The 24,009-nt window shown below is 56.8% G+C and carries 25 protein-coding genes; 10 read left to right on the top strand and 15 right to left on the bottom strand.

Translation table 11 applies throughout. The features are described 5' to 3' along the window. The first annotated feature begins 123 nt into the window (after positions 1–123). Entirely contained in the window at positions 124–1,173 is a 1,050-nt protein-coding gene (locus tag C1N69_RS21285; protein WP_045286765.1) for an AI-2E family transporter, read from the top strand. A gap of 104 nt (positions 1,174–1,277) precedes the next feature. After that, positions 1,278–1,889: a 4'-phosphopantetheinyl transferase AcpT gene (gene acpT / locus C1N69_RS21290; RefSeq protein WP_155031834.1), complete on the top strand. Its 612-nt coding sequence runs from the start codon at positions 1,278–1,280 to the stop codon at positions 1,887–1,889. Here the strand turns inward: acpT and arnF are convergent. From arnF to C1N69_RS21330, 8 genes are all read right to left on the bottom strand, one after another. Next, on the bottom strand, positions 1,831–2,226 hold the full coding sequence (gene arnF / locus C1N69_RS21295) for a 4-amino-4-deoxy-L-arabinose-phosphoundecaprenol flippase subunit ArnF (protein WP_094919393.1): 396 nt from the start codon (positions 2,224–2,226) through the stop codon (positions 1,831–1,833). The genes acpT and arnF overlap by 59 nt on opposite strands. After that, the gene (gene arnE, locus C1N69_RS21300; RefSeq protein ID WP_025759637.1) at positions 2,223–2,561 is read right to left on the bottom strand and encodes a 4-amino-4-deoxy-L-arabinose-phosphoundecaprenol flippase subunit ArnE; all 339 of its coding nucleotides are present in this window, start codon (positions 2,559–2,561) and stop codon (positions 2,223–2,225) included. Before arnE ends, arnF begins: the two co-directional genes overlap by 4 nt. Next, positions 2,558–4,213 (bottom strand): lipid IV(A) 4-amino-4-deoxy-L-arabinosyltransferase, encoded by a 1,656-nt coding sequence (gene arnT, locus C1N69_RS21305; protein WP_155031835.1) that lies wholly within the window; start codon positions 4,211–4,213, stop codon positions 2,558–2,560. Before arnT ends, arnE begins: the two co-directional genes overlap by 4 nt. After that, entirely contained in the window at positions 4,210–5,112 is a 903-nt protein-coding gene (gene arnD, locus C1N69_RS21310) for a 4-deoxy-4-formamido-L-arabinose-phosphoundecaprenol deformylase (protein ID WP_047959646.1), read from the bottom strand. The genes arnT and arnD overlap by 4 nt, the downstream gene beginning before the upstream one ends. Next, positions 5,109–7,091, bottom strand: a complete 1,983-nt coding sequence (arnA, locus tag C1N69_RS21315) for a bifunctional UDP-4-amino-4-deoxy-L-arabinose formyltransferase/UDP-glucuronic acid oxidase ArnA (protein ID WP_155031836.1) — start codon at positions 7,089–7,091, stop codon at positions 5,109–5,111. Before arnA ends, arnD begins: the two co-directional genes overlap by 4 nt. Next, on the bottom strand, positions 7,088–8,071 hold the full coding sequence (gene arnC / locus C1N69_RS21320; RefSeq protein WP_155031957.1) for an undecaprenyl-phosphate 4-deoxy-4-formamido-L-arabinose transferase: 984 nt from the start codon (positions 8,069–8,071) through the stop codon (positions 7,088–7,090). The genes arnA and arnC overlap by 4 nt, the downstream gene beginning before the upstream one ends. Before the next feature lies 1 nt (position 8,072). Further along, the gene (arnB, locus tag C1N69_RS21325; RefSeq protein WP_155031956.1) at positions 8,073–9,212 is read right to left on the bottom strand and encodes a UDP-4-amino-4-deoxy-L-arabinose aminotransferase; all 1,140 of its coding nucleotides are present in this window, start codon (positions 9,210–9,212) and stop codon (positions 8,073–8,075) included. 324 nt (positions 9,213–9,536) lie between these two features. Continuing rightward, complete coding sequence (locus tag C1N69_RS21330; RefSeq protein WP_104557184.1) at positions 9,537–10,043, bottom strand: phenolic acid decarboxylase; 507 nt, start codon at positions 10,041–10,043, stop codon at positions 9,537–9,539. 99 nt (positions 10,044–10,142) lie between these two features. Between C1N69_RS21330 and C1N69_RS21335 the strand changes: the two genes are divergently transcribed. Both C1N69_RS21335 and C1N69_RS21340 read left to right on the top strand, forming a co-directional pair. Beyond that, positions 10,143–11,024 (top strand): LysR family transcriptional regulator, encoded by an 882-nt coding sequence (locus C1N69_RS21335; protein WP_155031837.1) that lies wholly within the window; start codon positions 10,143–10,145, stop codon positions 11,022–11,024. Between the two features lie 33 nt (positions 11,025–11,057). Beyond that, positions 11,058–11,852, top strand: coding sequence for an SDR family NAD(P)-dependent oxidoreductase (locus C1N69_RS21340; protein ID WP_047959651.1), 795 nt, complete (start codon positions 11,058–11,060; stop codon positions 11,850–11,852). Between the two features lie 5 nt (positions 11,853–11,857). Here C1N69_RS21340 and C1N69_RS21345 read toward each other — a convergent pair whose 3' ends face one another. After that, on the bottom strand, positions 11,858–12,385 hold the full coding sequence (locus C1N69_RS21345; protein WP_032672654.1) for an NlpC/P60 family protein: 528 nt from the start codon (positions 12,383–12,385) through the stop codon (positions 11,858–11,860). A gap of 236 nt (positions 12,386–12,621) precedes the next feature. On the opposite strand from C1N69_RS21345, the gene C1N69_RS21350 reads away from it, so the two are divergent. After that, on the top strand, positions 12,622–13,281 hold the full coding sequence (locus C1N69_RS21350) for an HAD family hydrolase (RefSeq protein WP_080337400.1): 660 nt from the start codon (positions 12,622–12,624) through the stop codon (positions 13,279–13,281). A gap of 83 nt (positions 13,282–13,364) precedes the next feature. On the opposite strand, the gene C1N69_RS21355 is transcribed toward C1N69_RS21350, so the two are convergent. The 3 genes from C1N69_RS21355 to C1N69_RS21365 form a co-directional block, all read right to left on the bottom strand. Then, positions 13,365–14,390, bottom strand: coding sequence for a TerC/Alx family metal homeostasis membrane protein (locus C1N69_RS21355; protein ID WP_025759668.1), 1,026 nt, complete (start codon positions 14,388–14,390; stop codon positions 13,365–13,367). Between the two features lie 168 nt (positions 14,391–14,558). After that, positions 14,559–14,957, bottom strand: a complete 399-nt coding sequence (locus tag C1N69_RS21360) for a potassium channel family protein (RefSeq protein ID WP_025759666.1) — start codon at positions 14,955–14,957, stop codon at positions 14,559–14,561. A gap of 109 nt (positions 14,958–15,066) precedes the next feature. Further along, positions 15,067–16,260 (bottom strand): BaiN/RdsA family NAD(P)/FAD-dependent oxidoreductase, encoded by a 1,194-nt coding sequence (locus C1N69_RS21365; protein WP_094919424.1) that lies wholly within the window; start codon positions 16,258–16,260, stop codon positions 15,067–15,069. 228 nt (positions 16,261–16,488) lie between these two features. Between C1N69_RS21365 and pitA the strand changes: the two genes are divergently transcribed. From pitA to C1N69_RS21380, 3 genes are all read left to right on the top strand, one after another. After that, positions 16,489–17,988 carry an inorganic phosphate transporter PitA gene (gene pitA / locus C1N69_RS21370; protein ID WP_025760141.1) on the top strand — a complete coding sequence of 500 codons (1,500 nt, stop codon included), beginning with the start codon at positions 16,489–16,491 and terminating at the stop codon, positions 17,986–17,988. 175 nt (positions 17,989–18,163) lie between these two features. After that, complete coding sequence (locus C1N69_RS21375; RefSeq protein WP_047959653.1) at positions 18,164–18,553, top strand: polymorphic toxin type 44 domain-containing protein; 390 nt, start codon at positions 18,164–18,166, stop codon at positions 18,551–18,553. Then, positions 18,531–18,938, top strand: coding sequence for a hypothetical protein (locus tag C1N69_RS21380; RefSeq protein ID WP_047959654.1), 408 nt, complete (start codon positions 18,531–18,533; stop codon positions 18,936–18,938). The genes C1N69_RS21375 and C1N69_RS21380 overlap by 23 nt, the downstream gene beginning before the upstream one ends. Positions 18,939–18,981: 43 nt before the next feature. Here the strand turns inward: C1N69_RS21380 and uspB are convergent, their stop codons facing one another. Then, positions 18,982–19,317, bottom strand: coding sequence for a universal stress protein UspB (gene uspB / locus C1N69_RS21385; RefSeq protein ID WP_003861224.1), 336 nt, complete (start codon positions 19,315–19,317; stop codon positions 18,982–18,984). A 283-nt stretch (positions 19,318–19,600) separates the two neighbouring features. Between uspB and uspA the strand changes: the two genes are divergently transcribed. Further along, entirely contained in the window at positions 19,601–20,038 is a 438-nt protein-coding gene (uspA, locus tag C1N69_RS21390) for a universal stress protein UspA (protein ID WP_003861223.1), read from the top strand. A gap of 109 nt (positions 20,039–20,147) precedes the next feature. Here the strand turns inward: uspA and rsmJ are convergent, their stop codons facing one another. Together rsmJ and prlC are read right to left on the bottom strand one after the other, a co-directional pair. After that, positions 20,148–20,924, bottom strand: a complete 777-nt coding sequence (rsmJ, locus tag C1N69_RS21395) for a 16S rRNA (guanine(1516)-N(2))-methyltransferase RsmJ (RefSeq protein WP_094919626.1) — start codon at positions 20,922–20,924, stop codon at positions 20,148–20,150. A gap of 7 nt (positions 20,925–20,931) precedes the next feature. Then, entirely contained in the window at positions 20,932–22,974 is a 2,043-nt protein-coding gene (prlC, locus tag C1N69_RS21400; RefSeq protein WP_047959656.1) for an oligopeptidase A, read from the bottom strand. Between the two features lie 177 nt (positions 22,975–23,151). Between prlC and C1N69_RS21405 the strand changes: the two genes are divergently transcribed. After that, positions 23,152–23,994: a 23S rRNA (adenine(2030)-N(6))-methyltransferase RlmJ gene (locus C1N69_RS21405; protein ID WP_008503119.1), complete on the top strand. Its 843-nt coding sequence runs from the start codon at positions 23,152–23,154 to the stop codon at positions 23,992–23,994. Positions 23,995–24,009 lie beyond the last annotated feature (15 nt).

Here is a 24,009-nt window from a genome sequence, read left to right on the forward strand (position 1 = left end):
AACAGTGTTTCACTATTACCACGACGCCAACAGAAAATCAGCAGCGACTTTTCAGATTAACGGTGCCAGACGAGGCGGATCCCGCGCACTACACTTAACGGGCAACCACATAAAGGAACACGCATGACCCCTAATCCGTCCGACAAAGCTGGACTCCATATCTTATTAAAACTCGCCTGTCTGGTGGTTATCCTTGCGGGTATCCATGCCGCCGCCGACATTATTGTCCAGCTCCTGCTGGCGCTCTTTTTTGCCATCGTGCTTAACCCGCTGGTGACCTGGTTTTTACGCCGGGGCGTCAGCCGCCCGGTGGCTATTACCATCGTGGTTATTGTGATGCTGATTGCCCTGACGGCGCTTTTCGGCGTGCTGGCGGCCTCCCTGAGCGAGTTCTCCACGATGCTGCCGCAGTACAACAAAGAGCTGACGCGGAAGATCGTGGCGCTGCAGGAGATGGTCCCCTTTCTGAATCTACATATCTCACCCGAACGGATGCTGCGCAGGATGGATTCAGAGAAAGTCATGACCTACGCCACCACGTTAATGACGGGCCTCTCCGGGGCGATGGCCAGCATTCTGCTGCTGGTCATGACGGTGGTGTTTATGCTGTTCGAAGTGCGCCACGTCCCCTATAAGCTGCGCTTTGCGCTGAATAATCCCCAGATCCACATTGCCGGCTTACACCGGGCGCTGAAGGGCGTCTCCAAATATCTGGCGCTGAAAACGCTGCTGAGCGTATGGACCGGGATCATTGTCTGGCTGGGGCTGATGCTGATGGACGTGCAGTTCGCGCTGATGTGGGGCGTTCTGGCCTTTCTGCTGAACTACGTGCCTAATATTGGCGCGGTGCTCTCTGCCGTACCGCCGATGATTCAGGCGTTTCTGTTTAATGGCTTCTACGAGTGCATGCTGGTGGGGGCGCTGTTCCTCGTGGTGCACATGGTGCTGGGCAATATTCTTGAGCCGCGCATGATGGGCCACCGGCTGGGAATGTCGACGCTGGTCGTGTTCCTATCTTTACTGATTTGGGGATGGCTGCTGGGTCCGGTCGGGATGCTGCTGTCGGTCCCGCTCACCAGCGTGTGTAAGATCTGGATGGAGACCACCAAAGGCGGCAGCAAGCTGGCCATTCTGCTTGGGCCGGGACGACCGAAAAGCCGGTTGCCCGGGTAAGCGCTCTCGTCTGGTTAGCCATTCCTGGGGTCAATGGATTATAGTAATGGTTTCGCCGCGCAACTTTGCGGCTCTCTCTGTTTTGACTGAAGGCCAGACGTTATATGTACCAGGTTTTTCTGGGAAAGATCTCTTCGCTGAGCACCGATCGCTGGGCTGAAGCACTCTGTGAACACGCGCCCGAAGGCGCCCGGCGCGCGCGCTGGCTGGCGGGTCGCGGGCTGCTTTCGCGTCTGCTGGCTCCGAAGCCGCTCCCGGAGATTATCCACAACGAACAGGGGAAGCCCCTTTTTGCGGACGACTACCCGCTGTGGTTCAGCCTTAGCCACTCTCAGGACGATATTGCATTAATTATCAGCGATGAAGGCAGCGTGGGATGTTCGCTGGAACATATTCGCCCGCAGGACAACTGGCGCACGCTCGCCAATGCCCTCTTCAGTAACGCCGAGCACGATGAACTGGAAAAGGAGACGCCAGAGAGCCAGCTTACGGCATTCTGGCGCATCTGGACGCGAAAAGAAGCGATTGTTAAACAGCGCGGCGGTCACGCCTGGCAAATGGTCAGCATTGACAGTACCGCCAGCGCGTTCCACTCGGTGAGCCACTGCCGGGTAGACTCGCTCAGTCTCGCGGTCTGCACCGCAACGCCCTTTGAGCTCAGGGCCGGTTTGATCCACGATGCGCTGGCCGAAATATCACCAGTACGCCCAGTATAATCAACCCGACACCCGCCAGCCCACGCCAGGAAAAATGTTCGTCCCAGCCGGGCAACAGGATCGCCGCGCCCCACACCAGGATATAGCTGAGGCTCAGTAAGGCATACGCTTTGCTGAGCGCCATACGGTGCAGCGCCAGATACCAGCAGCCCATAGAGGCGACATACCCCGTTAACCCCAGCAGCAGCGCACCGGTACCGGACGAGAAATGCCAGAGGGCCTGGAGAAATGCGAACGCCTCGCCTACAGAGGGAAGCGCCTGCATGGCGCTTCGCAGCAGCAGCTGCGCGGCGCTGACTAACAGCACGCTACATAACGCCCACAACGCCCCTTTCACAGGCTCCCTCCCAGGATAATAATCCCCATGATGATGAATCCCACCCCCAGCCAGTGGTGTGACGCGACGTGCTCACGCCAGACGACCTTCGCCGCCAGCGTCACCCAGACAAAATTGAGGCTCAGCATCGGATAGGCAATGCCGACGGGCAGGCGTTGCAGCACCACCAGCCAGACCAGCATCCCGCAGCCCAGCATCAGCATTGCCAGACCAAGCCACAGCGCGATATGCGCCCCACGCCGCCCGGCTTTCGCCGGACGAGTGGCTTGCTTCTGACACAACTGCCCCGCACAGCTGAGCACGCTTGCCAGTATCAGCCAGATCCAGATCATCATTTCGGCAGATACTGCAGGTAGGCCAGACGGCCCTGGATATAGAGGCTGTCAGGCTCGGGCAGATTCGCCCGGGCAAGGTCATCGCGTTTTGACAGCAGGATAACCAGCGATACGCGTCCCTGCTGACGATGCGCCGCCAGCCACTGCGCGAAGTCATCTTTGCCGACAAAACGATCGTTCACATCGGGATAATCCAGCCCGTAGCGAAGCTCGCCACTCTGACCAAACAGGGTGATGTCATTACGCTTCAGCTCCCACGCCAGGCCGGCGGCCACGCCAACATTGTTGGCCAGCACAAACCGGCTGTTCTGCAACGGCTCGCGCACGGTATCGACCAGCGACTGCGGCTGTTTGGAATCCACCACCAGGTTAGGAATGGCAAAACCAATCAGCAACGCCAGTCCCGCAGGACACAAGGCAGCCAGCCACCAGCGCTGCGGGCTCTGTCGGAAGGTAAACCAGCCTACCGCAGCCCAGATGAGGAACGCCACCACCGCACAGAAGACTTTATACAGCTCAACGGATGTCCAGACAGGATGCTTAGCCAGCCCCCACGGCGAGACCACCAGCGCCGCCGCCACGCCGATGACGCCAAACGCCAGGTTAATCCCGCCGTTAATGCGCAGCGCTCTGGCACCTTTTTCCGCCGCGAGGCAGGCATAGCGCGCCATCAGGATCGCCAGCGGGGCAAAACAGGGCAGGATATAGGTCGGCAGCTTGCCTTTGGCAATGCTGAAGAACAGCAGCGGCATCACCACCCAACCCAGCAGATAGAACCCGCCGCCCGCGTTTTGTCTGTCATGCCAGCCGAAACGAAACGCGCCGGGCAGCAGCGCCAGCCACGGCAGGCTGCCCGCAATCAGGAACGGCAGGTAATACCAGAATGGTGCTTTGTGCTGCGCGTCGCTCTGAGCAAAACGCTGAATATGCTCCACCCAGAAGAAGTAACGCCAGAAATCAGGCTCACGCTGCGCAATGGTCAGCGCCCACGGCAGAACAATCAGCACGCAACTCAGGATCGCGAGCCAGCCAAATATCAGCACCTCTTTCCAGCGCTTCTGCGCAATCACCCACGGCAGCACGCCAATCACCGGTACCGCCAGCGCCAGGAAGCCTTTGGTCATCACCCCCATCCCGCACGCCAGCCCAAGCAGCACATAGCCACCGGCTTTTCCGGCCACGGTTTGGGCCTGTGAGGCCAGCCAGAAGCTGCACATTGCCGCCACCAGCCACAGGGTGATAATGGGATCCAGCACCGCATACGTACCAATGCCATAGACAAGGAACAGGGTCAGGAAAATAAGGCCGGAGAAAAGGGCTGTTCGCTTATCCCGCCAGAGACGCCAGGCCATCCAGATAACCAGCAGCGCCGTCAGTCCGGTGGAGAAGATCGCCCCCGCGCGCACGGCAAGGTTCGAGTGCCCGAACAATAATTGCCCGAGGCTGTTGATCCAGTAGCCAGCAATCGGTTTTTCAAAGTAACGCAGCCCCAGAAAATGCGGGACCACCCAGTCACCGGAGGCCAGCATTTCGCGACTGATTTCCGCATAACGCGTTTCATCAGGCTGCCACAGCAGGCGGATATCGACCGGGATGAGGTAGTAAACGATAAACAGTGCGAGAAGCGCTAAGCCATAACGGGCTGTTTTCATGGGACCGAACTCACGGTTTGTTGAAAGCCAAGCCAGCCTTCCCGGCCAGCCAGTTCATTACGGACCACTTTGCCCACGGGCAGGGTGCTGAGATCGTCAGGCAGCAACTCGCTTAACGGGCAGAAGGTAATCCCCTCCTGCGCGGCCAGGGTCAGCAGCGCATCGAAATCCTGCTGGAAGGCAATCCCTTCCACTTCGGCATGGATGGTATACACCGGCGTACCGGCGTCGCGATGGATGCAGTCCAGAATATAGCGGTTGAACCCGTCGGCGGTCACCTCGCGCCCCACCACTTCATCCCAGGTGGGAAGCGTGACGGGAATTTGCACCGTACCGTAGCGATTTTCGCCCAACAGTGGCAAAAAGGGTCCGGTTCCGCGGCAGTCGCTGTTGTAGCGAAACGCGAAGGGCTCTTTGGCTTTCACCACACGCTGATCCGCGCGCCAGCCTGCCACAGCGGAGCAGCGCACCGGCTGACCGGTAATCGCCTCCAGCTCCAGCATCCCGCGCTCGACTTCGCGGGTCAGGCGGGGGATGTCCCAGACGCCCGCCCAGGCTTGCCAGGCATGGTGATCCCAGGCGTGCAGGCCCACCTCATGATGCTGCGCCGCCTCCCGGATAACCGCTTCATTACCCGCGCCGATGCGCCTGCCGGGCCAGGCGGTGCCGGCCAGCAAAATATCCCAGCCGTAGAGGGATGCGGCGCGCGAGCGCAGCATTTTGAACAGAAATGCCGGTTTAACCAGACGCCATAAATGGCGTCCCATGTTGTCAGGCCCCACGCTGAAGAAAATGCTGGAACGCACACCGTGCCTGCCCAGCAGTTCCAGCAGTTTGGGTACGCCGTCACGCGTTCCCCTGAAGGTGTCGACATCAATGCGTAAACCGACTTTTTTCATGAGGCCTGTTCCGAGAGCTCCACGGTGCGCAGGAAGAAATCGAGCGTTTCATCGATGGTCTGCTCCATCTTCACCGTCGGCGTCCAGTTCAGGCAGCGTTTCGCATTGCGAATGCTGGGCTTACGGTGCTCGACATCCTGGTAGCCTTTGCCATAGTAGCTGCTGCTTTCCACTTCGCGGAAACCGGCAAACGGCGGGAATTTATCGCGCAGCGGATGGCGCTCAAAGCTTGCCAGCAGCATTTCGGCCAGCTCGCGAATGCTCGCTTCGTTATCCGGGTTGCCGATGTTGATGATTTCACCATTGCAGCGGTTATCTTTGTTTTCGATGATGCGGAACAGGGCTTCGATCCCGTCGCTGATATCCGTAAAGCAGCGTTTCTGTTTACCACCTTCGATAAGCTTAATAGGTGAGCCTTCCACCAGGTTCAGGATCAGCTGGGTGATCGCGCGGGAGCTACCGATACGCGCCGCGTTCAGGTTATCCAGACGGGGTCCCATCCAGTTAAACGGACGGAACAGGGTAAAGCGCAGCCCTTCTTTCTCGCCGTAGGCCCAAATCACGCGGTCCAGCAGCTGTTTAGAGACAGAGTAGATCCAGCGCTGTTTGTTGATCGGCCCGACCACCAGGTTAGAGGTGTCTTCATCGAAGTTCTTATCGGTGCACATGCCGTACACTTCAGAGGTGGACGGGAAGATGATGCGCTTGTCGTATTTCACGCAGTCGCGGATGATCTTCAGGTTCTCTTCGAAATCCAGCTCGAACACGCGCAGCGGGTTACGGGTGTACTCGATTGGCGTGGCAATGGCGACCAGCGGCAGCACCACGTCACATTTTTTAATGTGGTACTCGATCCACTCTGAGTGGATGCTGATGTCCCCTTCCACAAAGTGGAAACGCGGGTTATTGAGGAACCGGCTGATGGCATCCGCGCCAATATCCAGGCCATATATTTCATAGTTATCATCTTTGAGCAGGCGTTCGGTCAGGTGGTTACCGATAAAGCCGTTCACGCCGAGGATGAGCACGCGGGTGCGGCGTTTGAGAGCCACCACCGGTGCGCTGGTGATCAGTGCCCCGGCCACCAGCCCCAGAGACTGCGCCAGCTGGGTGCCCTGCACGTACAGGCCGTTGTCGGTTTGCCCGGTGACGATCTCCAGCGCCTGCTCACCACAGCTCACAATCAGCGGGGAGACGGAGACAACGGTGCCCGGTCTGGCGGCCGGAATGTCGTCACGCACGCGAGATTTCCAGACGATAAATTTGCTGACGCCCGCAAAGCTGTATGCGCCCGGCCACGGGTCGGTCACGGCGCGCACCAGGTTGTGCAGCTGGCGGGCCGGCTTGCTCCAGTCCAGACGGCCATCTTCCGGCGTACGGCGGCCAAAGCAGCTTGCCTTGCTCTCATCCTGCGCGGTCTCGCTGAAGGTGCCGTTCAGGATGGTCGGCAGCACATCGCGCAGCAGCGTCTGCGCCGTCGCATTCAGCTTCTGATGCAGCTGCAGCGCGGTGTCGTCAGCGTCGATAGCGACTTTCTGCTGAGCCACGATGGCGCCCGCATCCGCACGGCGCACCATGCGGTGCAGCGTCACGCCGGTTTCCGTCTCACCGTTCACCAGCACCCAGTTCAGTGGGGCGCGGCCACGGTAGGCAGGCAGCAGAGAGCCGTGAAGATTAAAGGCCCCTTTTGCGGCCAGGCCTAAGATCTCATCGCAGAGCAGGTTGCGGTAGTAGAACGAGAAGATCATATCCGGGGCGAGCGCGCGGATGCGCTCCACCCACAGCGGGTGGTTAACGTCGTCCGGCGCATAAACCGGGATCCCATGCTCGGCGGCGATACGCGCCACAGAGCCGAAAAAGGTATTCTCTCCGGCGGTGTCCGGATGGGTAAAAATTGCAGCAATATCATAGCCCGCGTCCAGCAGGGCCTGCGTGCCCGTGCACCCCATATCGTGATAGGCAAAGACAACAGCTTTCATGGGTGGTTTTCCTCTTGAGATGCTTTGTGTTCCTGACGGACAACACGTTGGATATAGTAGCGCGGACGCGCGCGAACATCGTTATAGATACGGCCAATGTACTCACCGAGCAGCCCCATCCCGACAAACTGGGCGCCGATGAACATAAACAGCACGGCAAAGAGCATGAAGACCCCTTCCGCCGCCCACTGCGGACCAAAGACCAGGCGCAGGACAACCAGCAGAACGGACAGCGCAAATCCGGCGACGGCGATAATGCTGCCGAAAACGCTCAGCAGGCGCAGCGGCGTGGTGGTCAGGCAGGTGATGAGGTCGTACATCAGGTTGATGAGACGCATAAAGCTGTACTTCGACTCCCCGTGCTCGCGCTCGGCGTGCAGAACCGGGATCTCCGTCGCCTTACGGGCAAAGGTGTTGGCGAGGATCGGAATAAAGGTGCTGCGTTCATGGCAGTGCAGCATGGCGTCGACGATATGGCGGCGGTAAGCGCGCAGCATACAGCCGTAATCGCCCATCGCTTTACCGGTGGTACGCTGGATAAGACGGTTAATGGTGCGTGAAGCCAGCTTGCGGAACAGGCTGTCCTGACGGTTTTGCCGTACCGTGCCGACCACATCAAAGCCTTCATCGGCTTTGGCCACCAGACGCGGGATCTCTTCCGGCGGATTTTGCAGGTCCGCATCCAGGGTGATGACCAGATCGCCCGTAACGTGGCTAAACCCCGCCATAATCGCCGAGTGCTGGCCGTAGTTACGGTTGAGCAACACCGCAACAATATGGCTGCCTTCAGCCTGCGCGGCTTCGGTCATCATCAGCGCGGAATTGTCGCTACTACCATCATCCACCAGCAGAATTTCGTAGGCTTTGCCCATCGTGTCGCAGGCAGCCGTGGTGCGGCGAATCAGTTCAGGCAGGCTCTCCTGCTCGTTATAAACCGGGATAACCACGGAAACTTTTTGTACGGGCGGTGCACTGAACATATCAATGTCCTGCAAGCTGATGGAGCGCGGTAATGACGCGGGTTGTGTCGTCATGAGTCATGTCCGGGAAAAGTGGGAGAGAACAAATACGCGCGCTATTCCATTCAGAATTCGGGAGCGATACATCAGGAAAACGCTCGCGGTAGTATTTTTGCGTGTGTGCCGCGCGGAAATGGAGGCCGGTGCCGATGCCCTTCTCTTTCAGCGCGGTCATCAGGCTGTCGCGGGAGATCCCGCAGCGCGCTTCATCCACGCGAATAATAAACAGGTGCCAGGCGTGAATGTGCGGCCATGACGGGATAGTCAGCGGCTGGAACGGCGTATCGGCGAGCTCGCGCAGGTAGCGTTCAGCGATCGCCTGGCGGCGTTGGTTGGCCTCTTTCAGCTTGCCCAGCTGCACCAGCGCCAGGGCAGCATTGATATCCGCCAGGTTGTATTTATAGCCCGGCGCGATCACCTCCGCCTGCGGCGCGCGGCCGTGCGTCTGGCGGTCATAGGCATCCACCCCCAGGCCATGGAATTTCAGGCTGCGGATCCGCGCCGCAAGCCCGGCATTATCCGTAACGACTAAGCCGCCTTCTGCACAGGTCATATTTTTAATGGCGTGAAAGGAGAAAATCGCCGTTCCTTTCCAGCCGACATGACGGTTTTTGTAGTACGTTCCGGCGGCATGGGCCGCGTCTTCAATCACCGGAATACCGTGACGTTCACCGATGGCGTGAATAGCGTCGGTATCACAGGGCGCGCCGGCATAATGCACGGGAATAATGGCTTTAGTACGCGGGGTAATAGCCGCTTCAACGGCGTCGGGCGTCACCATCAACGTCTCTTTATCCACGTCAATCATCACCGGCGTGGCGCCCAACAAAACGATCATATTCAGCGTGGAGACCCAGGTCTGGGAGGGGGTAATGACTTCATCACCCGGGCCAATATTCAGCGCCATCAGCGTGACGTGCATTCCTGCAGTGGCTGAACAGACCGCAATCGCGTGCTGATTGCCGGTAAGCTGGCAAAATGCCTCTTCCAGCGCCTGATTTTTCGGCCCGGTCGTGATCCAGCCGGAGGCTAATACCTCCTGCAACGCCGCTAATTCCTCATTGCCCATAGACGGGCGGGAAAAAGGCAAAAAATCACTCATCATTAAATTCCTTGCAATAAGAATGGCATGCTTTTGATATTAACCATTTGCCAGTTCGTTTATTTCAACGAACCATAAACTCATATCAAGGTAGCGCTCATTTCTTAGGGAAAAATTAAGACGAGTATTTAAACCGAAATAAACAACATGAAAATCAGTTTATAATCAACAGATTGCACTTTTATGAATTATTTATTTTGTGATCGTATTCAACCTTTTCAAAATGTAACGTTTAAACCAAACCTCAACAAACAAAAAAAATCCCGGTTCTTCCGAAATAATATGGAGTAACCGGGAACTTTTCTTTTTAGTTAATTGTCGCGCTTATTTTAAGTTATCTGGAAAGTTTTCTGGTAGCTCGCTGGCCGCACACGCAATAACGCTGTCATCGTTTGCACCGCAATCGTGCACAAAGGTAATAGTGGCAAATTCATCAATCACTTCCGTTGGATACGCAGGGCCAGCATCGCGATAGCTGTTCATCAGCGGAATGTGATCGTTCTGGAAGCAGACGGTTTTTTCCGGGTTGTTCATGACCCAGCGCGGGAAGAAGATGGTGCCATGGAACAGTTTATCGCCCAGGTTCACGATCAGGCTGACGTCGGTGCCGGTTGGCTCGGTCCATGAGATTTTGCAGATGCTCTCACCCACGCGAGCGATATACACCCGCTGATCTTTTACCCAACGATTCCCTACCAGACCGCTGTGAATACGGTAGTCGATGGTCGTGTCATTTTTGATATAAATCTCATAGTTCCAGCCATTATCGTAGGTATAAACCAGATGTTTGCCGACGAAGCCGCTTAAATCATGTTTGTCGAAGGTGTTCATAAGATGTCTCCTTTGTTTTGATGAGACGATCGTACCCCTTCAAAAAATGAATGAATAACGCTATGTTTGAATCAAATTCATCCAAATTTTAGATTGATTATGCACAAGACGACGCTTGAGCAATGGTCTTTACTGGCGAAAGTGATTGAGGCGGGCAGCTTTGCCAGAGCCGCAGAAGAGACTCACCGCAGCCAGTCTTCCGTCAGCTATAACCTGTCGCTTTTGCAGGAACGGCTGGGAGTGGCGCTTCTGGTTCAGGAAGGCCGCCGGGCGGTGTTGACCCCCGCCGGGGAACTGCTTCTCAACCAGGTCAAACCGCTATTAAAAGCCTTCGCGTATGTTGAAACCCGCGCGGCGACCCTGCGCAACGGCATGCGCACGCGGCTGGATCTGGTGGTGGATAATATCTTCCCCCGCCGTCGTCTGTTCGCCATCCTGCGTCAGTTCCAGCAACAGTACCCGCAAACGCAGGTGCGCCTCACCGAAGTGCTGGAAAACACCCGCGCCGAGGCCATTAACGATGAAGCCGATGTGATGGTGCTCACCCGCCGCCAGGATATTACCGGGCTGGGCGAATGGCTGATGAACATCGACTTTGTTGCCGTGGCGCATCACCAGCATCCCCTCTTTACGCTCGACGCACCGCTTAGCGATGAGATGCTCCGCCCGTGGCCGCTCATCCAGATTGCGGATAACCAGTCTTCGGCACGCACGGCCGGAGGCTCCTGGACCTTCTCCACCATTGACGCCGCCATTGAAGCGGTGATGTCGCAGGTGGGTTACGGCTGGCTGCCGGAGGAGCGCATACAGGCTCAGCTCGAGCAAGGGGTGCTGAAGTTGCTGCCGCTCAGTCACGGCGTGCGCCGGGCCACGCCGCTGCACCTGATCGTTAAGCGCTCCCTCGCCCCGCTTGATGAGCAGGTCGAAACGCTGTTGCGCCTTTTTAGCCAGGAGCCGTCATCATCACCTGCTACGCTTTAAGGTCCGAACGTTAAAACGATAAGGAGCCTGATGATGAAGATCGACCTGACGGGAAAAGTGGCGCTGGTGACCGCCTCAACGGGCGGAATTGGTTTCGCCATTGCCAGAGGGCTGGCTGAAAGCGGCGCGGAAGTGATCGTCAATGGGCGCAGCACCGACTCGGTGAACAAGGGTATTCAACAGCTACAGCAGGTGGTGCCTGGCGTGCAGGTGCGTGCCGCGATCGCCGATCTCGGTTCAAATGAAGGGGTGGAGTCGCTGCTGAAGGTAGCGAGCAATGTCGACATTCTGGTCAATAACGCCGGGATTTACGGCCCGCAGGATTTCTATGCTACCGACGATGACACCTGGGAGCGTTACTGGCAGACCAACGTGATGTCCGGCGTGCGCCTCTCCCGCGCTCTGCTTCCCGGTATGGTGCAGAAAGGCTGGGGACGGGTGGTGTTTATCTCCTCGGAGTCAGCCTGCAATATTCCGGCGGACATGATCCACTACGGTGTGACCAAAACGGCGCAACTCTCGCTGGCGCGCGGGCTGGCGAAGTTCGTGGCGGGCAGCGGTGTGACGGTCAACAGCGTCTTGCCGGGCCCGACGATGTCGGACGGTTTCGCGGAGATGATGAAAGACGAGATCGAGAGAACCGGAAAATCGCTGGAGCAGCTGGCAAAAGAGTTTGTGATGGCCAACCGGCCCAGCTCGGTGATCCAGCGCGCAGCCACGGTTGAAGAGGTCGCCAACATGGTGATTTATGTCTGTTCGCCTCAGGCCTCCGCCACCTCTGGCGCGGCGTTGCGCGTCGACGGTGGCGTCGTGGATGACATTATCTGAGCAGGTCAGGCCGCACTGCCTGCAACCCGGCGGGCAGTAATATAGTGCGCTTGCCAGTAGCTATCGTTCAGGGTGGACACCGTCACGCCCTGGCTGCTTGAGGCATGAATAAACTGGCTGTCGCCAATGTATACGCCGACGTGCTTCCGGTTCGGGCCGGTCTGGAAGAACACCAGATCCCCGACCTGAAGGCGGTATTGCGCCACCTGCACGCCGCGATGGATCTGCTCACCTGTCGTGCGCGGCAGGTCGAGATGTACGGCATCGCTGAACAGATGCTGCATCAGCGCGGAGCAATCCACCCCGCGATGCGTGGTGCCGCCCCACTGATACTGCGTGCCTTTCCACTTCTGGTATTGATCGAGAATACGTGAGCGCAGCGGACCCGTTTCCGGGTGAAGCAGCGCCGATTTCGCAGGCGCTGCCGCAAGCTCGTTGTTCATCGATAGCATTGATGCCGGCAGTTGAAAACTGAAGGCGGAAAACGAGGCAAAACTTAACGAGAGTATTGAAATAAGCGATCTTAAGGTCATATCAGAGAGCGTATGTGAGTGAATTTTTCCTTACCTGCGGAGGCCAAGGGTCCCCCTAAAAATCGTGATGTGGCGATAATATAGGCAGCTCACTTTTTCACCAACGCTTATCGAGACCAAAATTGGACTCACTTTCAGTTCGCAAGATCGAGAAAAAAATGGTGGTGATCTAAGGACTCCCAGGGTAAAGCAGGTAAACTGATCCGAAGAATGTGTATTTCAGCTAAGACGTATTTATGACCAATATGATTGCCGACGAGACGGTGGCGAAATCCAGCGTGCTCTCTGTCTTTGACTTTGACGGGACATTAACGCACCACGACAGCTTTATCCCTTTCCTGCGGTTTGCCTTCGGGAAACGTTACTTCGCAGGCCGCCTGGTGCGTATGGCGCTGCCAACGCTCCACTGCGTGCGCCGTAAGCTGACGCGCGATGAGCTAAAAGAAGTGCTGATTAAAACGTTCCTGACGGGCGTGGATGAACACTGGTTACGCCAGCAGGCGGAAGCGTTTTGCGAAAAATACTGGGACAAGCTGATGCGCCCCGAAGGGGTTCTGGCGGTTGCGGCTGAGGTGAATTCCGGTGCGGAGGTGACCATCTGCTCCGCGTCGCCGGCGCTGGTGCTCCAACCCTGGGCCGACAAACTGGGCATTAAGCTGATTGGTACCCAGCTGGAAGTGAAAGACGGTAAGCTGACGGGGCGCATTACCGGACATAACTGCCGCTGCGCTCAGAAAGTGGCCAGGCTGGAAAAAGTGTACGGCGATTTGAACGCCTATCACCTGCGCGCCTGGGGAGACACCCGCGGCGACCACGAACTGCTGGCAGCCGCGCAGGATCCACACTGGCGGCATTTCCATCCCCCGCGCAAGCGCCGGAATTCACCGATCAAGTAGCCTTTTGCCGGGTGGCGGCTGCGCCTTACCCGGCCTACATTCGAACCGTAGGCCCGGTAAGCGAAGCGCCACCGGGCGGTACATCAAGCCTCACGTTTCCCCGGGAACATCACGCTCGCAATAATCCCCAGCGCCAGCACGCCGAGCACGACAAACAGGCTTGCCGTGGCGCCAATGTTGTAACCGTGATGCCAGAAGTGATCGGTGGCATTTAATCCCAGCTTGAACGCCACGAAGAACAGCAGCAACACGACGGCTTTTTCGAGGTGCACCAGATACTGCTTCAGCGCTTCCAGCACGAAGTAGAGCGTACGCAGGCCCAGAATGGCGAACATCATGGCGCTGTAAATAATCAGCGGTTCACGGCTCACGGCAATAATGGCCGGCACGGAGTCAAAGGCGAACATCACATCAGAGAGTTCGACAACCGCCACGCAAAGCAGCAGCGGCGTCGCATAGCGCTTCGCCTTCTTAACGCGGCCCACCATCACGTCCTGGTTTTCCGGTTTTTCAAGCTCCGCATCCACCTCTTTCTGGGTCAGAATAAAGGCATTGCTGCTGATTTTCGGCCAGACAGGATAGAAGCGTTTCACCAGGCGATACGCGAGATGCCCGGAGTAATCCTCCACCTCGTCGCTCTCTTCATTGCGCTTGAGCATCATCACCGCCGTCCAGCCGACGACCAGCGCGAAAATCACCTCCACGTACGGCCCCAGGCTCAGCAGGCTGGTGCCGATCGCCACGAAAATACCGCGGAAGATAATCGCCCCCAGCACGCCCCAGTAAAGAACGCGGTGACGATACTTATCCGGCACGCCGAACCAGGCGAAGATCGCCATCATCACAAACAGGTTATCGACAGAGAGCACCTCTTCCAGCGCGTAACCGGTAAGGAACAGGCTCGCCATTTCGGCACCATGGTGAACATACAGGAACCCGGCGAACGCCATCGCCATCATGACCCAGAAGAGGGACCACATGGCGGCACTTTTCAGCGAGATCGGTTTATCGTGACGGTGCATAAAGAGGTCGATAAACATCGCCCCAACGGCCATCACCACAAAGACAACAACGGTTTCCGTCGGGAAACCGAGATGAGCAGCAGACATACAAAACCCTTTTGGCAGACAAAACACAACACCATGCAAACTGGCGTAAACCAGGAACAGAAAGGCGTGGGCTGTTACTCAGCCTCTTCACCCTCAAAGCCGTAGCCCTGTCGGCTACGCAAGAAGGGGGTACTTTACCTTACCAGGCGGGGCGTGCGCATCTGTCGTTTAGGCGGTCATGCCACGCAAACGCTGCAGCACCGCCACCAGCACCGCCACAGACCAGCCGACCATCAGGGCGCCGATAAGCCCCTCTACGCCGCCGATGAGCCGCCAGTGCTGGGGTAACGTGACATCGCCGTACCCTACGGTGGCGTAACTGACCAGCGAAAAATAGAAGCTGGTATTCCAGTCCTTAAATGCGTCAATGACAAAATAAAACGCAGCAAACAGCCCGGCTTCGAGGAGATGCGCGAAGATCATGGAGATAACGATGCCAACATTGCGTAAGACAATGCGTACCGCTGAATCCACTTCTAGTTTTATGAATTTTAAAACGCCAAACATCCACAGCGAATGGATCACCACGGTAAGGGTAAGCAAAATGATAATACTGAGTAGCTGCATGACGAATGCTCTGACCAAAAGGAATATGGCCCCGCGAACGCAGCGGGGCACCTGGTCGAAGCTTAGTTGAAAGAGCAGGAAAAGTTGGTGCAATAATTGCGTTGCGTGATTATTTCTCTGCCAGCGCCTGTGCGCAGGCCCAGGCACTGGCCCATGCCCACTGGAAGTTATACCCGCCGAGCCAGCCGGTCACATCCATCACTTCACCAATAAAATAGAGCCCCGGCACGTTGCGCGCTTCCATGGTGCGGGAAGAGAGTTCATGCGTATCCACGCCACCCAGCGTCACTTCCGCCGTGCGGTAGCCTTCAGTGCCGTTTGGCTGCACGCGCCAGTTCGTCAGGGTCTCGACCAGCGTCTCCTGCTCGCGGCTGTTAAGCTGGCGGAGCGACACATCCGGGATTTGACCTAAAACCTGCAAACACTCCACCAGACGTTTCGGCAGCTGCATGGCCAGGGTATTTTTCAGGCTCTGATTCGGGTGCGCGGCACGCTGCGCGTTGAGGAACGCGTCCAGATCGCAATCGGGAAGCAGGTTAACCGTGACAAACTCCCCCGGCTGCCAGTAGCTGGAGATTTGCAGTACCGCCGGGCCGGAGAGGCCGCGATGGGTAAAGAGCAGATTTTCGCGGAACACCGTCCCGTCTTCAGCGGTAATAACGGACGGAACGGAGACCCCGGAGAGCGTCTGGAGCTGTTCCAGCAGCGGTTTATGCAGCGTAAACGGCACCAGACCGGCGCGGGTCGGCAGCACCTTCAGGCCAAACTGCTCGGCAATTTTGTAGCCGAACGGCGAGGCACCCAGCCCCGGCATCGACAGACCGCCGCTCGCAATCACCAGGTTATCGGCACTGACGGTGTCACCGTTGAGCTGAAGCGTATAGCCCTGTTCGTCACGCGTGACCGCCAGCACCTCCGTGCGCAGGCGCATGACCACGCCGCCCTTTTCGCACTCGGCCACCAGCATATCGACAATCTGCTGCGCGGAGTCGTCGCAGAACAGCTGGCCCAGCGTCTTCTCATGCCAGGCGATGCCGTGTTTACCCACCAGATCGATAAAGTCCCACTGGGTGTAACGCGCCAGCGCAGATTTACAAAAATGCCGGTTCTGGCTGAGATACGCCGCAGGTTCAACATAGAGGTTGGTAAAGTTGCAGCGCCCGCCGCCGGACATCAGGATTTTACGGCCTGGCTTTTTACCGTTATCCAGCAGCAGTACGCGACGACCCGCCTGTCCGGCCATCGCCGCACAAAACATACCCGCCGCACCGGCGCCAATTACCACGGCATCAAACCTTTCCACGTCAAAATCCTCATTATTCACTGCCGCGGATTGTAAAGTTTCCTCTGTGGTCACACCAGCGTAAAAAGATATTACAAAGCCATTCCATTGAAATTTAAAGAATATCCTTTCTGGCGCTTTTCCCATTTCAGGTGGTATGTCAAAAAAAGTCTATATTTCACTTTGCCCGTTGCGCATTTGTCCTGGATAATGCGCCGCGTTCATGTCCTCAAAATGGCGTAACGTCCTATGCTACATTTGTTTGCCGGCCTGGATTTACATACCGGGCTTTTACTTTTGCTTGCTCTGGTTTTTGTACTGTTTTACGAAGCGATCAACGGCTTCCACGACACTGCAAACGCAGTAGCAACGGTTATCTACACTCGCGCAATGCGATCGCAGCTTGCGGTTGTTATGGCGGCGGTATTTAACTTTTTTGGTGTCCTCCTGGGCGGACTGAGCGTTGCGTATGCCATTGTGCATATGCTGCCAACGGATCTGCTGCTTAACGTTAGTTCTGGCCATGGCCTCGCTATGGTGTTCTCAATGCTGCTTGCTGCAATTATCTGGAACCTCGGTACCTGGTATTTCGGCCTGCCTGCATCCAGTTCTCACACTCTCATCGGCGCGATTATCGGTATCGGGTTAACCAATGCCCTGATGACCGGTACATCAGTTGTTGATGCGCTGAACCTTCCAAAAGTACTCGGGATTTTCGGCTCTCTGATCATCTCCCCTATCGTGGGTCTGGTGGTTGCGGGTGGATTGATCTTCATCCTGCGTCGCTACTGGAGCAACACGAAGAAACGTGCGCGTATCCACCTGACGCCAGCAGAGCGTGAGAAGAAAGACGGCAAGAAAAAGCCGCCATTCTGGACGCGTATCGCCCTGATCATTTCCGCTATCGGCGTGGCCTTCTCTCATGGCGCGAACGACGGGCAGAAAGGTATTGGTCTGGTGATGCTGGTGCTGATTGGCGTTGCGCCGGCAGGCTTCGTGGTCAACATGAACGCCTCTGGTTACGAAATCACCCGTACCCGTGATGCGGTCAACAACGTTGAAACCTATTTCCAGCAGCATCCTGACCTGCTGAAAAAGGCGACCGGCGTTGACCAGTTAATCCCTTCTCCGGAAGCGGGCGCCACCACGGCACCAGGCGAGTTCCACTGCCATCCGGCAAACGCGATTAACGCGCTGGAACGTGCGAAAGGCATGCTGGGCAACATCGAAAGCTATGACAAACTGGCCGTTGAACAGCGTGGTCAGCTGCGTCGTATTATGCTCTGCATCTCTGACGTGACCGATAAAGTCGCGAAGCTGCCAGAGGTGAACGGTGACGATAAACGTCTGCTGAAGAAACTGAAAAGCGACATGCTCAACACCATTGAGTACGCGCCAATCTGGATCATCATGGCCGTCGCGCTGGCACTGGGTATCGGCACAATGATTGGCTGGCGTCGTGTGGCGACCACCATCGGCGAGAAGATCGGTAAGAAAGGCATGACCTATGCGCAGGGAATGTCCGCGCAGATGACGGCGGCGGTGTCTATCGGTCTGGCAAGCTATACCGGTATGCCAGTCTCCACGACCCACGTTCTCTCCTCGTCCGTGGCAGGTACCATGATTGTTGATGGTGGCGGTCTGCAGCGCAAAACCGTGACCAACATTCTGATGGCCTGGGTGTTCACCCTTCCGGCATCTATCCTGCTCTCTGGCGGGTTGTACTGGATTTCGCTGAAGCTGATTTAATCGGCTGAGGGCGACAAAAAAGCGGGTCAGGAAACTGACCCGCTTTTTTTATGGCTGCTATTTGCCATGAGGTGTTTGATAATATGAGGATTTCCTGAACATTTTTTGCTCAACCTCAAAACACCGAAAAAACTATCATGGCGGCCAGAATAAACATCCAGACAAAGGAAAGTGTATGGCTTCTGTCCCTATTTCAGGACCAGGTTCAATCGTTATAGCAAACAATATGCGTGAAGCTCGCCTTAATGGAATGTCGCGTAATATGGCCACGCCCTCAACGTATTTTTGGTTCTACCAAAAAGTCCGGAATGGCGGCCCCTGGGATTATAAAAAATTCGACCCCTATTTTGCTGCATTTGGTAACTTCAACTTCGGAGCCGCCGGTACTGCGGCAGGTATCCCTGCAAACATCCTTCTTATGGGCGCAGGCTGGGCTCAAGGTCGGGCAGGTACCTCAAAACCAGAATGGGGAAAATGGTACGAAAAGCCGCCTTACGGAGACGACCCAACCGACCAACGCAACATCAGAGAAGGAATAGAGTATGCCATTCAAAACGGCTATTAAATGGATTCATCGCCTTATTACCCTTTCGCTTCTGGTTCTGGTCATTGGATTTCTCTGGTTAAACCATCAGCCCAGTCAGCGAAACAGCGACGAACTTCAGCGCGTTTATAAATTATCCGATAGCGTCTGGCTCTATATGACCGTGAACAATCAGGGTGGCGCAACCGTACCAACAATCTACCGTTACTATCTCTCGAAGGAGATCGCCGGGAAAGGTACCGACATTATCCATCAACTTGCTAAGAAACATCCGGTCATCGAGGGTACAGGCACGATTACCGCTGCCAGTATTGATGCAAGTGGGGAAGTGAACATTGCCTATAGCGGCAAGGTTATTTCGATTGAGAACAATATCTCCAGTCTCCGGTTCTCAGTTAAACCCTGAGCCAGATGAAAGAAGGCGGGGTTTTCCCCGCCTGCTGTGTCACTCAGTGCCAAATCATCAATGCAATCATACTGACCACGACCAGCCCACACAGGGCGCTGGTCAAAATGAACTGACGACGCAGACGCTCGCAGCGACGAATAAACTCTTCATCGTGATGATCGCGGTAGCGCTGGTAGTAGATATATCCCACCAGACGCATCTGCTTGCTGGGCTGTCCATGCGAGGTGAAGAAACCTCCACCGTCCACATACTGATAAAGCAACGGATCGCAACCACGAAGTACCACTAATAGCGCACGTAACGATGAGAAGTAGCGCGCCATATTCACTATGCAAACTACGCATAACGCCCAAAACAATGCGACGGTGCTAATCATACATCCTCCCCGGCGTCCGCCCACGAAGCAAGGCTCCTGAGCTACCGCACCCCAATGCCCTGACAGACAGTTCAGTGAAAGAATGACCAAAAGTCGATCCGGTTCGCGTTTTCATATCCGAACGGCTCATTAAATAGTGTAGGAGATCCGTTAATTTTTTTGCCACAAGGTTAATCGTTATCAACACCAAAGCTTGAAAAATATGTTTTACTGGGCCGTAATGAAAGTATCAGACGACGGCTTTCACATTTAGTCATCGATAACTTAAGGAAGGAGTAACACTATGGCTTACAAACACATTCTCATCGCGGTAGACCTCTCTCCGGAGAGCAAAGTGCTGGTTGATAAAGCGGTATCCATGGCACGTCCCTACAACGCGAAAGTTTCCCTGATTCACGTTGATGTGAATTACTCCGACCTTTACACCGGTCTGATCGACGTCAATCTCGGCGACATGCAAAAACGCATCTCTGAAGAGACGCACCACGCCCTGAGCGAGCTCTCCACCAACGCAGGCTACCCGATTACCGAAACCCTGAGCGGCAGCGGCGACCTGGGCCAGGTACTGGTGGATGCGATCAAGAAATATGACATGGACCTGGTGGTTTGCGGTCACCATCAGGACTTCTGGAGCAAGCTGATGTCTTCCGCGCGTCAGCTGATTAATACCGTTCACGTGGATATGCTGATTGTTCCACTGCGTGACGAAGAAGACGAGTAAGAGCAAAAAAGCCCGGTGGCGCTAACGCTTACCGGGCCTACAAGGTAAAAGCAAAACGGCAACATGGTTGCCGTTTTGAATGTTTGTTCCCTCTCCCTGTGGGAGAGGGTTAGGGTGAGGGCATCAGCCCGCACTCTTCCGGCGTCCCCGGATAAATATCAAACCGGTGCCCTTTGGTGGTTACCGCGTTGGTCGTGGCAACGTCCGCCAGCGGCGGTGCATAGTCAGGACGCTTCACCACCACTCGCTTCGTCGCTAACTGACGAGCGGGCTCCAGCAACCCATCGGCGTCCAGATCCGGCCCCACCAGCGACTGAAACACCCGCATCTCTTTCTTCACCAGCGCGCTTTTCTGCTTATGCGGGAACATCGGGTCGAGATAGACCACCTGCGGGCGCGGGGTGATATCCGTCAGCGCCGTCAGGCTGGAGGCGTGGATCAACTGCAGTCGTTCCTGTAACCACGGGCCGATTTCCGGATCAGCATAGCCCCGCGTCAGACCGTCATCGAGCAGTGCTGCCACCACCGGATTGCGCTCCAGCATCCGCACGCGACAGCCGACCGACGCCAGCACAAACGCATCGCGCCCTAACCCTGCCGTGGCATCCACCACGTCCGGAAGATAGCTTCCCTTGATGCCGACCGCTTTGGCCACCGCCTCACCGCGGCCGCCGCCGAACTTGCGCCGGTGCGCCATCGCGCCGCCGACAAAATCGACAAAAATCCCGCCGAGTTTCGGCTCGTCGCGTTTACGGAGTTCAAGATGCGCTGACGTCATCACCAGCGCCATCAGGTTCTCTTCATCGTGCTCCAACCCCCAGCGGGCGGCCAGAACAGATAAGGCGCCGTCTCCGGCGCCTGTTTCATCCACTAAGCAGATCTTCACGTAACAATCAGCCTTTGATCCCGTAATGCTCAAGCATCGCATCCAGCTGCGGCTCGCGGCCACGGAAGCGTTTGAACAGCACCATCGGCTCTTCGGAACCGCCGCGCGTCAGGATGTTATCGAGGAACGACTGGCCGGTTTCGCGGTTGAAGATCCCCTCTTCTTCGAAGCGAGAGAAGGCATCCGCCGCCAGCACGTCGGCCCACAGGTAGCTGTAATAGCCTGCCGCATAGCCGCCCGCGAAGATGTGGCTGAACGCATGCGGGAAGCGGCCCCAGGTTGGCCCTGGAATAACGGCAACCTGCTTTTTAATCTCGGCCAGGGTTTCGAGGATTTTCGCCCCTTGTTCCGGGCTGAACTCGGCGTGCAGGCGGAAGTCGAACAGGCCGAACTCCAGCTGACGCAGGATAAACATCGCCGCCTGGTAGTTCTTCGCCGCCAGCATTTTATCCAGCAGCTCTTTCGGCAGCGGTTCGCCGGTCTCGTAGTGGCCGGAGATAAACGCCAGCGCGTCCGGCTCCCAGCACCAGTTTTCCATAAACTGGCTTGGCAGCTCGACCGCATCCCACGGCACACCGCTGATCCCGGCCACGCCTGCGGTTTCAATGCGGGTCAGCATGTGATGCAGGCCGTGTCCGAACTCGTGGAACAGGGTGATCACTTCGTCGTGAGTGAACAGCGCCGGCTTGCCGTTTACCGGGCGGTTGAAGTTACAGGTCAGGTACGCGACCGGCTTTTGCAGAGAACCATCGGCTTTACGCATCTGGCCCACGCAGTCATCCATCCACGCCCCGCCGCGCTTGTTCTCACGGGCGTAGAGATCGAGGTAGAAGCTGCCGCGCAGCTCGTTTTTCTCGTCATACAGCTCGAAGAAGCGCACGTCCGGGTGCCAGACGTCGATGTCGGTGCGCTCTTTGGCGGTGATGCCGTAAATCCGTTTCACCACTTCGAACAGGCCATTGACGGCTTTGTTTTCCGGGAAGTACGGGCGCAGCTGCTCATCACTGATGCTGTAGAGATGCTGTTTCTGTTTTTCGCTGTAATAAGCGATGTCCCACGGCTGCAGCTCGTCCACGCCGAACTCCGCTTTGGCGAAGGCGCGCAGCTGAGCCAGCTCTTTTTCACCCTGCGGACGGGCACGTTTAGCCAGATCCGTCAGGAAATCGAGCACCTGCTGCGGGTTCTCGGCCATTTTGGTGGCGAGGGATTTATCCGCGTAGCTGTCAAAGCCCAGCAGCTGGGCCAGCTCGTGACGCAGGGCGAGGATTTCCGCCATCACCGGGCTGTTGTCCCACTTACCGGCGTTCGGCCCCTGATCGGAGGCGCGGGTGCTGTAGGCGCGGTACATCTCTTCACGCAACGCCTGGTTGTCGCAGTAGGTCATCACCGGCAGATAGCTTGGAATATCCAGGGTCAACAGGTAGCCTTCCTGCTCTTTCGCTTCGGCCTGCGCTTTAGCGGCCGCCAGCGCGCTTTCCGGCATGCCAGCGAGTTCCGCTTCGTCGGTAATCAGCTTCGTCCAGCCCATGGTGGCGTCGAGCACGTTGTTGCTGTACTGGTTGCCCAGCTCAGAGAGACGCGCGGCAATTTCACCGTAGCGGGTCTGCTTCTCTTTTGGCAGACCAATCCCGGAAAGCTCGAAATCACGCAGGGCGTTATCGACCGATTTTTTCTGCGCCGTGTTCAGTTCAGCATAATGGTCGCCGTCACGCAGATCGCGATACGCTTTGTAGAGCCCTTCGTGCTGGCCGACCCAGGTGCTGTACTCCGAGAGCAGCGGCAGGGTCTGTTCGTAGGCTTCGCGCAGTTCCGGGCTGTTTTTTACCGAATTCAGGTGGCTCACCGGGGAGAAGATACGCCCCAGCACGTCATCCACTTCGGCCAGCGGCTGACACAGATTTTCCCAGGTGTACGGCGCGCCCTGCGCGACCACGCTTTCTACCGCCGCGCGGCAGTTGTCCAGCGCTTGCGTCACGGCTGGAACCACATGCTCAGGGAGGATTTTAGAAAACGGTGGCAACGAAAAAGGCGTCAGTAATGGATTGGTCATAAACGCTGTCCTGTTGAATAAGATGAATGAAGCGCGCATCCGGCGCTGTGCATATTGTCTGGTAATGGGGTTAAGTGTAGAGGATTTCAATGCCTGCGCTTCGCGGGCCGACGGGTAATCTGTGCCGTTCTGCTGTAAACTGTGGCAAATCGTCATTTCATCGGAATTTCATTACCCATGCTCAGTTATCGCCACAGCTTTCACGCAGGCAACCACGCCGACGTCCTCAAACACACCGTTCAGAGTCTGATTATTGAATCACTCAAAGAGAAAGAGAAGCCGTTTCTCTATCTGGACACGCACGCGGGCGCGGGCCGTTATCAGCTGAGCGGCGAACACGCCGAGCGTACCGGTGAATATCTGGAAGGGATTGCCCGCATCTGGCAGCAGGACGACCTGCCTGCCGAACTGGAGCCGTACATTGGCGTGGTGAATCACTTCAACCGCAACGGCCAGCTGCGCTACTACCCCGGCTCGCCATTGATTGCCCGCCAGCTGCTGCGCGAGCAGGACAGCATCCAGTTGACCGAGCTGCACCCGAGCGACTTCCCGCTGCTGCGTTCTGAATTTCAGAAAGACAGCCGCGCCCGCGTGGAAAAAGCCGATGGCTACCAGCAGCTGAAAGCCAAACTGCCGCCGGTTTCCCGTCGCGGCCTGGTGCTGATCGACCCGCCGTACGAAATCAAAACCGACTATCAGGCGGTGGTCACCGGCATCCACGAAGGCTACAAACGCTTTGCCACCGGGACATATGCCCTGTGGTACCCGGTGGTTCTGCGTGCGCAAATCAAGCGCATGATCAAAGACCTGGAAGCGACCGGCATCCGCAAAATTTTGCAAATTGAGCTGGCGGTACGTCCGGACAGCGACCAGCGCGGCATGACGGCCTCCGGCATGATCGTCATTAACCCGCCATGGAAGCTCGAAGCGCAGATGAACAACGTCCTGCCGTGGCTGCACAAAACGCTGGTGCCAGCGGGAACAGGCCACACCAGCGTCAGCTGGATCGTGCCGGAGTAATCGCAGCCATCGGTG

The organism is Enterobacter sichuanensis, assembly GCF_009036245.1.
Lineage (GTDB): Bacteria > Pseudomonadota > Gammaproteobacteria > Enterobacterales > Enterobacteriaceae > Enterobacter > Enterobacter sichuanensis.

Excerpts from the sequence above, each read along its gene's own strand:
- C1N69_RS21285 (WP_045286765.1), top strand. The coding sequence starts at position 124 with ATGACCCCTAATCCGTCCGACAAAGCTGGACTCCATATCTTATTAAAA.
- acpT (WP_155031834.1), top strand. The coding sequence starts at position 1,278 with ATGTACCAGGTTTTTCTGGGAAAGATCTCTTCGCTGAGCACCGATCGC.
- arnE (WP_025759637.1), bottom strand. The coding sequence starts at position 2,561 with ATGATGATCTGGATCTGGCTGATACTGGCAAGCGTGCTCAGCTGTGCG.
- arnT (WP_155031835.1), bottom strand. The coding sequence starts at position 4,213 with ATGAAAACAGCCCGTTATGGCTTAGCGCTTCTCGCACTGTTTATCGTT.
- arnD (WP_047959646.1), bottom strand. The coding sequence starts at position 5,112 with ATGAAAAAAGTCGGTTTACGCATTGATGTCGACACCTTCAGGGGAACG.
- arnA (WP_155031836.1), bottom strand. The coding sequence starts at position 7,091 with ATGAAAGCTGTTGTCTTTGCCTATCACGATATGGGGTGCACGGGCACG.
- arnC (WP_155031957.1), bottom strand. The coding sequence starts at position 8,071 with ATGTTCAGTGCACCGCCCGTACAAAAAGTTTCCGTGGTTATCCCGGTT.
- arnB (WP_155031956.1), bottom strand. The coding sequence starts at position 9,212 with ATGAGTGATTTTTTGCCTTTTTCCCGCCCGTCTATGGGCAATGAGGAA.
- C1N69_RS21330 (WP_104557184.1), bottom strand. The coding sequence starts at position 10,043 with ATGAACACCTTCGACAAACATGATTTAAGCGGCTTCGTCGGCAAACAT.
- C1N69_RS21335 (WP_155031837.1), top strand. The coding sequence starts at position 10,143 with ATGCACAAGACGACGCTTGAGCAATGGTCTTTACTGGCGAAAGTGATT.
- C1N69_RS21340 (WP_047959651.1), top strand. The coding sequence starts at position 11,058 with ATGAAGATCGACCTGACGGGAAAAGTGGCGCTGGTGACCGCCTCAACG.
- C1N69_RS21345 (WP_032672654.1), bottom strand. The coding sequence starts at position 12,385 with ATGACCTTAAGATCGCTTATTTCAATACTCTCGTTAAGTTTTGCCTCG.
- C1N69_RS21350 (WP_080337400.1), top strand. The coding sequence starts at position 12,622 with ATGACCAATATGATTGCCGACGAGACGGTGGCGAAATCCAGCGTGCTC.
- C1N69_RS21355 (WP_025759668.1), bottom strand. The coding sequence starts at position 14,390 with ATGTCTGCTGCTCATCTCGGTTTCCCGACGGAAACCGTTGTTGTCTTT.
- C1N69_RS21360 (WP_025759666.1), bottom strand. The coding sequence starts at position 14,957 with ATGCAGCTACTCAGTATTATCATTTTGCTTACCCTTACCGTGGTGATC.
- pitA (WP_025760141.1), top strand. The coding sequence starts at position 16,489 with ATGCTACATTTGTTTGCCGGCCTGGATTTACATACCGGGCTTTTACTT.
- C1N69_RS21375 (WP_047959653.1), top strand. The coding sequence starts at position 18,164 with ATGGCTTCTGTCCCTATTTCAGGACCAGGTTCAATCGTTATAGCAAAC.
- C1N69_RS21380 (WP_047959654.1), top strand. The coding sequence starts at position 18,531 with ATGCCATTCAAAACGGCTATTAAATGGATTCATCGCCTTATTACCCTT.
- uspB (WP_003861224.1), bottom strand. The coding sequence starts at position 19,317 with ATGATTAGCACCGTCGCATTGTTTTGGGCGTTATGCGTAGTTTGCATA.
- uspA (WP_003861223.1), top strand. The coding sequence starts at position 19,601 with ATGGCTTACAAACACATTCTCATCGCGGTAGACCTCTCTCCGGAGAGC.
- prlC (WP_047959656.1), bottom strand. The coding sequence starts at position 22,974 with ATGACCAATCCATTACTGACGCCTTTTTCGTTGCCACCGTTTTCTAAA.
- C1N69_RS21405 (WP_008503119.1), top strand. The coding sequence starts at position 23,152 with ATGCTCAGTTATCGCCACAGCTTTCACGCAGGCAACCACGCCGACGTC.